The sequence below is a fragment of the Pedococcus sp. genome (assembly GCF_036554925.1).
Classification (GTDB): domain Bacteria; phylum Actinomycetota; class Actinomycetes; order Actinomycetales; family Dermatophilaceae; genus Pedococcus_A.
In genome coordinates, this window is record NZ_DATBMI010000164.1 from 1 (window position 1) to 5,607 (window position 5,607).

General features: G+C 72.8%; 7 protein-coding genes. 4 read left to right on the top strand and 3 right to left on the bottom strand.

What is annotated here, in order from left to right; translation table 11 throughout:
- The 3 genes from VIB11_RS13100 to VIB11_RS13110 form a co-directional block, all read left to right on the top strand.
- The coding region (locus tag VIB11_RS13100; RefSeq protein ID WP_332031676.1) for a peptide-methionine (S)-S-oxide reductase at window positions 1-310 on the top strand (310 nt) is incomplete at its 5' end.
- A gap of 301 nt (window positions 311-611) precedes the next feature.
- Complete coding sequence (locus tag VIB11_RS13105; RefSeq protein WP_332031677.1) at window positions 612-1,118, top strand: GNAT family N-acetyltransferase; 507 nt, start codon at window positions 612-614, stop codon at window positions 1,116-1,118.
- Entirely contained in the window at window positions 1,115-1,615 is a 501-nt protein-coding gene (locus VIB11_RS13110) for an SRPBCC family protein (RefSeq protein ID WP_332031678.1), read from the top strand. The genes VIB11_RS13105 and VIB11_RS13110 overlap by 4 nt, the downstream gene beginning before the upstream one ends.
- Window positions 1,616-1,651: 36 nt before the next feature.
- On the opposite strand, the gene VIB11_RS13115 is transcribed toward VIB11_RS13110, so the two are convergent.
- Both VIB11_RS13115 and VIB11_RS13120 read right to left on the bottom strand, forming a co-directional pair.
- On the bottom strand, window positions 1,652-2,206 hold the full coding sequence (locus VIB11_RS13115) for a DUF1992 domain-containing protein (RefSeq protein WP_332031679.1): 555 nt from the start codon (window positions 2,204-2,206) through the stop codon (window positions 1,652-1,654).
- Window positions 2,207-2,279: 73 nt separating this feature from the next.
- Complete coding sequence (locus VIB11_RS13120) at window positions 2,280-3,782, bottom strand: DUF222 domain-containing protein (protein WP_332031680.1); 1,503 nt, start codon at window positions 3,780-3,782, stop codon at window positions 2,280-2,282.
- Window positions 3,783-4,049: 267 nt separating this feature from the next.
- Here VIB11_RS13120 and VIB11_RS13125 point away from each other — a divergent pair, with 267 nt between their 5' ends.
- Window positions 4,050-4,940 carry a cobalamin-binding protein gene (locus VIB11_RS13125; RefSeq protein WP_332031681.1) on the top strand — a complete coding sequence of 297 codons (891 nt, stop codon included), beginning with the start codon at window positions 4,050-4,052 and terminating at the stop codon, window positions 4,938-4,940.
- A 12-nt stretch (window positions 4,941-4,952) separates the two neighbouring features.
- Here the strand turns inward: VIB11_RS13125 and VIB11_RS13130 are convergent.
- A partial coding sequence (locus VIB11_RS13130) for a pyridoxal-phosphate dependent enzyme (RefSeq protein WP_332031682.1) occupies window positions 4,953-5,607 on the bottom strand: 655 nt, incomplete at its 5' end.

The window sequence follows — 5,607 nt, forward strand, 5'->3', positions numbered from 1 at the left end:
CGACATCGGCACGGCCTACCGCTCGGCGATCTACTGGACGACCGCCGAGCAGGAGCGGGCCGCGACCGCCACCCGCGAGGCGTTCCAGAAGGTGCTGACCGACAACGGGTTCGGCACCATCACCACCGAGCTGCGCTCAGCTGACGACGCCGGCACGTTCTACTACGCCGAGGACTACCACCAGCAGTACCTCCACAAGAACCCCGGCGGGTACTGCAACCACGGGCCCAACGGCATGACCTGCCCGGTGGGGATCGTCAGGCAGGACGAGCTCCCGGCCCAGCAGGACGTCCTGCGGCCGGAGGCGTAGCCGTCAGCGCCCGGTGTCGACCGGGACCAGGAGGGCGGTGGAGAGGGTCTTGCGGGGGTGCATGACTCCATGATGCGCACACACCGCCGATGCCCCTGACCAGACGCGGCTGCTCTCCACCGAACGACCGACCGAGGTCGGACTGATCGTCGGCTCGGGCACCTCAGTCGTCACCCACGTGACGCCTGCCGCGCCGAGCGCTGGTCAGCAGGACCGGTAGCCGCGGGAACCACCCCCGGGCCCGGCGGACACCGCGGCGATGCCGTTGTCTGACGACCGCTTTCGCCCTAGCGTCGGGGGTGTGCTGATCCGCGAGGCTTCCGAGTCCGACCTGGAGGAGTTCGTTCCCCTCTTCCGCTCGATCGTGGAGGCCGGCGAGACCTACGCCTACCCCGAGGGCCTGTCGGAGGAGGAGATCCGAGGCCTGTGGTTCGAGCGCCCACCGGGGCGCACGACCGTGGCGGTCGACGAGGCGGGGGCGCTGCTCGGCAGTGCCAAGATGGGGCCCAACCGGCCGGGCCGGGGGTCGCACGTCGGCACGGCGAGCTTCATGGTCGGGGCCGACGCCCGAGGCCGTGGGGTGGGCCGGGCGCTCGCCGAGGACATGATCACCTGGCATCGGGCTCAGGGCTACGACGGCATCCAGTTCAACGCGGTCGTGGAGACCAACACCACAGCCGTCCGGCTCTGGCAGGAGCTCGGCTTCACGGTTCTGGCCACCGTCCCACGAGCCTTCGACTCCAGGGCGCACGGCCGGGTCGGGCTCCACGTGATGTACCTGCCGCTCGACGGAGAGGACCCGACATGAGCCCGACGCCCCGCGGATGGATCGAGCCCACGGCACGCGGCCGCGACCTGACGCTCACCCGGACCTTCTCCGCACCCATCGAGGACGTCTGGGCGAGCATCACGGAGCCCGAACGCACCGCCCAGTGGTTCGCCTCGTGGACCGGCGATGCCAGACCGGGTGCGGTGATCCGCTGCCGCCTCGTCTTCGAGGAGGGCGACGCCGAGACCGAGGCGACCATCGACGCCTGCGAGCCGCCGCGGCACCTGGCGGTCAGCACTTCTGACGAGAGCGGGGGCTGGCACCTGGAGGCCAGGCTCGACCACGAGGACGGGGCCACCACGCTGACCCTGGTGCACCACCTCGACGCAGACGCCGACCCGGGCATGATCGGCCCCGGCTGGGAGTACTACCTCGACATGCTGGTGGCCTCGCGCACCGGCGGCCCCCGGCCGTCGTTCGACGACTACTTCCCCGCCCAGATGGGCTACTACCGGAGCCTGTCGCAGGGCAGGTAGCGACGGCGGCAGGTGGGGGAATGGGCGACGCCCGCCCTAGTGCCGCCGCAGCCGGACCAGCCAGCGCCCCCACGCACTCCTCGTGCGCGTGGTCCGGCCGTCCGCACTCTGACCGGCAGATGTCCCCGCCTCCGCCCTCGCCTCCGTCCCCGCATCTGTCCCCGCCTTCGCCTCCGGCCTCAGGCGAGCCGCAGCACGGGCCGCCCGCAGCTCGAGCCACTGCCCCACGAGGTCGTCGACGTCGACCGTCCGGGCGAGCATCGGCGGAAACGGGCCCACAGCGGGGCGCAGCCGGTCCATCCTGACGCGCCGGTTGTAGTCGTCGAGCACCTCACGCACGCTGGCCTCGGTGCGCAGATCGAGCAGGGACTCCGGGAAGCCTGCCGCCTCCCGGCGCAGGGCCACCACCGGTGGGAGCGCGTCCGCCATGTCGAGGCCCTCCCGGCGGATCAGCCCCTTGACCCACCAGTCCGGGTCGTCTGTCCCGTCGAGCCCGGGCAGCGGCTTCCCGGCGCCGGGCAGGTTGTCGAACTCGCCGCGCTCCTGTGCCTCACGGATCTGACGCTCGACCAAGGACTCGAACTGGTCCATGCACACCAGCGTAGGCGGACCCCTCGACGACCGCGATGACCGACGAGCCGACGAGCCGACGAGCCATGGGCGGTCAGGCTGCCGCGAGCAGCCGCTCGTAGTGGAGCTCGAGAGGGCTGCCGCTTCGCTGCTGGTTCAAGGCGTCCCAACCCGGTGGGTGGGGCGCTGAGGAGTGGTAGGCGTGCCCCGTGGGCGTGGTGACGCGGACCGTGTGCCGGCGCCCGGGCGGCCATGGGCCACCCCGCGGTGGCGACAGCTCGCCCTCCGGCTGCGAGCGCTCCCCGGTGGGCAGGGCGGGCAGCTCCGGCCCGGGGTCGGTGGTCTCGACCAGCCAGCCGGGAGCCTCCTTGGCCTGGTTGCACGCCCGGCACAGGCCCTGGCCGTTGCCCGCAGTGGTCGCACCTTGTGCCCTCACCGGCGTGGCGTGGTCGCCGTCGCGGATGGGCGCGTCACACCACGGCGTGCGGCAGGCCAGGTCGCGGACGACGAGGAACCGGCGCAGCGAGCCCGAGAACAGGCGGCGTCGGGAGTCCATCGCGACCAGGGCGGACCGGTCGGGGCTGGTGTAGAGCCTGCGCACCCACACCATCGCCTCCGCTGCCACACCATCGGGCGCCCCGGTGTGGCCGGGGGACGTGTGCTGCTCCGTGGCGCGAAGGAGATCGCGTGCGAGGGTCGCCGGGATGGGGCCATGGCCGGGGAGGTGTGCCGGCTCGGTGCCGGCGTCCAGCAGGCTGGTGTCGGTCATGACGAGCTGGATCTCGACCGGGACGGCGGCCGCCGCGGCCTGCCCGGTGAGGCGCTGGACGAGGGTGTCGGCCATGACCTGCCCACGGCTGCGGTCGCCCGCCTGCCCGGTGGCCGCAGCCTGCTCCGCTGCTGCCGTCAGGGCGGCGTAGGCGGCCACGCCCTGGGCGACCGGGAGGGTGGCGGTCAGGACCGCCATGGTGTCGGGGGCCGGACGGATCGTGACCCGCCGGTCGGCTGCTGCTCGGGCGGCGCGGTTGACCGCCGAGGCCGGGTCGAGCCGCTGCGCCAGCGCCCGCACCTCGCGGGCAGTGCGCGCGTTGCCCCACGTGGGCAGCTCGCCGGCGATCGCGGCGTCCACCTGGCGCCTGACGTCCGGGTCGAGGTGGGCTGTCTCGCGCGCCACGAGAGTCGCCCGCCACTCGCTCACCGCGCCAGAGGCGAGGTGGCCCTGCGTGTGCGGGAGCTCCCGGTGCAGGGCCGTGGCGAGGCCGAGGTGTCGGGAGCCCCAGTGGGCCGACTCGCGTCGAGCCAGGGCGACCTGGGCGGCGATGCCTCGGCCGCGCTCCCGCGCGGGCACTCCCCGAGCGGCCTGGTCCTCCCGCTGCGAGGCGTCGAAGGCCACCGCCACCCTGGCCTGCGCGCCGGCCGCGGCGGCCTTGATCGACTCCAGCAGCCCGAGCTGCTCGACCCGCTCGGCGTCGGACACCGCGGCGTCAAGGCCTGGCAGGCGGGTCAGGATGTCGCGCAGCTCGGCCGTCGTCAGCGGCACCGGCACGGGTGGCGCATCGAGCGGACGGCCAACCGTCGCTCGCGAGTGCTCCGTCACTGAGAACCACCTCCCCCACCTCAACCTGTCAGGTCGCGAACCGGCATCACGCCAGATGCGAACGTATGTACGAATCCTAGGCGGTGGCGCCGACAACGGAGATCACCAGCGGGCAGGCTGTGGACAACCCATCGCGTGCCTCGACATGGCGGTCGGCCTGCGGATCAGCCCGTGACGAGAGCCCGCTCCCACAGGCGGCTCACCGACTGAGGCCGTGGTATCGGTACGGCTCGTCGGGGCTTCCCCAGCACGCGTAGGGTCAGGCCCATGCGGACAGTCTCCCTCCTGCCGTCGACGACCGAGATCCTCTTCGCCCTCGGCGCGGGAGACCAGGTGGTGGGCGTGACCTTCGAGTGCGACTTCCCCGAGGAGGCGCGCAGCCGCCGGATCGTCTCGACCACCGCCATCCCCGAGGGCCTCGGTCCGCACGAGATCGACGCGTTCGTCACGAAGGCCATGCACGCCGGGGAGGACCTCTACCACCTGGACGCGGGCGCCCTGGCCCAGCTCGACGCGGACCTGGTCGTGACCCAGGACCTCTGCGCCGTGTGCGCCGTCGACGTCAGCAAGGTCGACGACGCCCTCGCCTACCTCGGCTGCCGCGCCGCGGTGCTGACCATCGACCCACACACCCTCGACGACGTGCTCGACTCCATCACCACGCTCGGAGCGGCCACGGGCACCGAGGACGCAGCCGAGCGGCTGGTCGCCGCACTGCGCCGGCACCTCGCCACCATCGCCGAAACGGTTGCGGGGCGACCTCGCCCGCGCGCGCTGGTGCTCGAGTGGACGGACCCGCCCTTCGCCCCGGGCCACTGGGTACCCGAGATGGTGACGGCTGCCGGCGGCGTCAACGCGCTCGGCGTGCCGGGTGAGAAGTCAGCGCGCACCACGTGGGAGGCCGTGCGCAGGAGCGCGCCCGACGTCATCGTCGCCGCTCCCTGCGGGTACCACCTGGACGGCGCGACGGCGTTGGCGCAGAAGGCGATCGACGACGGGCACCTGCCCGACGGCCTACCGGTGTGGGCGGTGGACGCCAACGCGTCGTTCGCCCGGCCCGGGCCACGGCTGGTCGACGGCGTCGAGGCGTTGGCCGGCATCTTCCACCCGGGAACGGCGGAGGCGCCGGAGCCACAGATGGCCCGGCGCCTCCGCTGAGGCTGTCTGCGCTCAGTCGACCAGCGAGGCCAAGAGGTCTGCCCGCGTCAGCACGCCCACCGGCTTGCCGTCCTCGACCACCATGATCGCGTCGGCGGCCTCGAGCTCGTGCCGCGCCTCGGCGATCGACTGGCCTGCGCCGACCAGCGGCAGCGAGGGCTCCATGTGCTGCTCGACGGAGTCCGTGAGGTGCGCCTTGCCGGCGAACAGCTTCTCCAGGAGGGCTCGCTCGCTCACGGCCCCGGCGACCTCACCGGCCATCACCGGCGGCTCGGCCTTGACGACGGGCATCTGCGAGACGCCGTACTCGTGCAGGATCTCGATCGCGTCGCGCACCGTCTCGGTCGGGTGGGTGTGCACCAGGGCAGGGATGTCGCCGGCCTTCTTGTGCAGCACCTCGCCGACGGTGGCCTCGCCCGCGGCCTTCATGAAGCCGTAGGAGCTCATCCACTCGTCGTTGAAGATCTTCGACATGTAGCCGCGGCCCGAGTCCGGCAGCAGGACGACCACGACGGCGTCGGCCGGGAGGTCCTTGGCCGCGCGCAGGGCCGCGACGACCGCCATGCCGCAGGAACCACCCACCAGCAGGCCCTCCTCGCGGGCGAGCCGGCGGGTCATCTCGAACGAGTCGGCGTCGCTGACCGCGATCACCTGGTCGACGACCTTC

Coding starts and splice junctions, on each gene's coding strand:
- VIB11_RS13125 (WP_332031681.1), top strand. CDS start 4,050: ATGCGGACAGTCTCCCTCCTGCCGTCGACGACCGAGATCCTCTTCGCC.
- VIB11_RS13115 (WP_332031679.1), bottom strand. CDS start 2,206: ATGGACCAGTTCGAGTCCTTGGTCGAGCGTCAGATCCGTGAGGCACAG.
- VIB11_RS13110 (WP_332031678.1), top strand. CDS start 1,115: ATGAGCCCGACGCCCCGCGGATGGATCGAGCCCACGGCACGCGGCCGC.